Here is a 2,156-nt window from a genome sequence, read left to right on the forward strand (position 1 = left end):
GTTTCAACCAGCGTTGATCGATCGTTGCTCATGCCGCTCCGCCCGACCTCGTCCGCCACACCCGCACCGCCCCCGCCCCGCCGGCTGATCTGTGCCGGCTGCGGCGCGGAGTTTTCGTGCACGATGGACAAGGGTTGCTGGTGCGCGGCAGAGCCGGCAGCGCTGCCGCTGCCGTCGGACGCGACCGATTGTCTGTGCCCGGACTGCTTGCGCGCGATGGCGAAGGCGAGCCGTAAATCGTGAGGGCTGCACAGGACTGGCTGATCGCAGCGGTGCTGCTCGATATGGACGGCACGCTGGTCGACACCGAGCGGGTCTATCTGGAAAGCCTGACCGAGGTGCTGAACGGCTTCGGCCTGCCGGACGCGTTGCAAACCTGCGAGTCGATGATCGGACTGCCGGGGCCGGAATGTCAGGCGCTGCTGGTCGCGCGCTACGGCGAGACGCTGCCGCTCGCCGAGATCAACCGTGCGTTCGTCGAAAAGCGGGACGTGCGCTTCGCGCAGGGTCTCCCGGTGAAGCCCGGCACCAGCGAGCTGCTCGATACGCTGGCCGACGCGAACTGCCCGGTCGCGGTGGTGACCTCGTCGTCGCGCAAGACCGCCGACCTGCATCTGACGCTGGCGGGCATTCGCGGCCGGTTCGGCACCATCCTGACCCGCGACGACGTCGCCCACGGCAAGCCGGCGCCGGATCTGTATCTGCTCGCCGCCGACCGGCTCGGCGTGCCGCCGCAGAACTGCATCGCGGTCGAGGATTCCAGCGTCGGCGTCACCGCCGCATTCACCGCCGGCGCCATCACGCTGATGGTGCCGGACCTGCTGCAGCCCGACGACGCGACCCGCGGCAAATGCGCCGCAGTGCTGCCGGATCTCAATGCGGTGCGGAGTTTGCTCGAGACCCGCGGCCGGTTCGCGGCGCCGGACGCTTTGTCCGTGCCACGCTGACCGGGTGCGGCAAGGCTGCGGCCACCAGCCTGGCCGCCGCAGCGCCAGCGGTCTCCATGTAGCTCGCATCGCGATGCAGCAGCACCACGGCGAACGAGCCGTCGAGCAGCAGCAGCATCTGACGCGCCAGTTCGTCGGCGCCGGCGATGCCGGCTTCGGCGAACGTGTCGCGCAGCCAGCGCTCGAACTTCTTCTTGTGTGCGGCGCCGATCTTGATCGCCGGATGGCCCGGCAGATTGGCGAGCTCCGCCGAGGTGCGCAGGAAGCCGCAGCCCTTCCACTTCGGATGCCGCGCGGCGCGGGCGAGATTTAGAAAGATGCCCTCGACCTTGTCCGGCAGCGCGCCCGTCGTGCCCTCGAACCACTGCCGGAACAGCGCCAGATTCGGCTGGTCGCGGCCCTCGAGATACGCGGCGACCAGATCGTCCTTGCTGCGGAAGTGATAATACAGCGTCCGCTTGGTGACGCCGGCCTTCTCGGCCACCGCATCGACGCCGACGGCGCGGATGCCCTCGGCATAGAATAGCTTGGCGGCGGCGGCGACGATGCGCTCGCGCGTGGTATTGCCCTCGCGGGTCTTCGGAGATGCTGCGGATGTTGGGGCGGCCATCCCCTTATGTATACCGACCAGTGAATATACACAACGCGGCGGCCGCGGTAGCGATCGGACGACCCTATGGAGACCCGGACATGACCGAGCTGATACCGATGGAGCTGCGGGACGGCGTTGCGCTGCTGACGCTGAACCGCCCCGACAAACTGAATGCGCTGAACTACGCGCTGATCGACCGGCTGATGCAGCGGCTCGATGCGATCGAGGTCGATGACGCGATCCGCGCCGTGATCCTCACCGGCGCCGGCGAGCGGGCGTTTTCCACCGGCGCCGACATCGCCGAGTTCTCCGGCAGCGTCGCGCGCGGCGCGGATCATGCGGTGCGCGATTTCGTTCGCCGCGGCCAGACCATGACGGCGCGACTGGAGAGCTTTTCCAAGCCGGTGATCGCGGCGGTGAACGGCCTTGCTTACGGCGGCGGCTGCGAGATCACCGAGGCGGTGCATCTGGCGTTCGCCAGCGAACGCGCCCGGTTCGCCAAGCCCGAGATCAAGCTGGCGATGCCGCCGACCTTCGGCGGCACCCAGCGGCTGCCGCGCCTCGCCGGCCGCAAGCGCGGCCTGGAGCTGGTACTCACCGGCGAGCCGTTTTCGCCC

At 68.7% G+C, this 2,156-nt stretch carries 4 protein-coding genes; 3 read left to right on the plus strand and 1 reads right to left on the minus strand.

Annotation, left to right across the window (positions count from 1 at the left end):
* Together DY468_RS24710 and DY468_RS24415 are read left to right on the plus strand one after the other, a co-directional pair.
* Nucleotides 1-243: cysteine-rich CWC family protein (locus DY468_RS24710; protein WP_349644335.1), on the plus strand; the 243-nt coding region annotated here is incomplete at its 5' end.
* The gene (locus DY468_RS24415; RefSeq protein WP_164608183.1) at nt 240-947 is read left to right on the plus strand and encodes an HAD family hydrolase; all 708 of its coding nucleotides are present in this window, start codon (nt 240-242) and stop codon (nt 945-947) included. The genes DY468_RS24710 and DY468_RS24415, both read left to right, overlap by 4 nt.
* On the opposite strand, the gene DY468_RS24420 is transcribed toward DY468_RS24415, so the two are convergent.
* Nucleotides 874-1,557 (minus strand): TetR/AcrR family transcriptional regulator, encoded by a 684-nt coding sequence (locus DY468_RS24420; RefSeq protein WP_164608185.1) that lies wholly within the window; start codon nt 1,555-1,557, stop codon nt 874-876. The two genes, DY468_RS24415 and DY468_RS24420, sit on opposite strands and share 74 nt — an antisense overlap.
* A gap of 80 nt (nt 1,558-1,637) precedes the next feature.
* Between DY468_RS24420 and DY468_RS24425 the strand changes: the two genes are divergently transcribed.
* Nucleotides 1,638-2,156: enoyl-CoA hydratase/isomerase family protein (locus DY468_RS24425; RefSeq protein ID WP_164608187.1), on the plus strand; the 519-nt coding region annotated here is incomplete at its 3' end.

The organism is Rhodopseudomonas sp. BR0M22, from assembly GCF_010907035.1.
Lineage (GTDB): Bacteria > Pseudomonadota > Alphaproteobacteria > Rhizobiales > Xanthobacteraceae > Rhodopseudomonas.

What these genes read in the sequence shown, in the direction of transcription:
- DY468_RS24420 (WP_164608185.1), bottom strand. Translation starts at nt 1,557, where the DNA reads ATGGCCGCCCCAACATCCGCAGCATCTCCGAAGACCCGCGAGGGCAAT.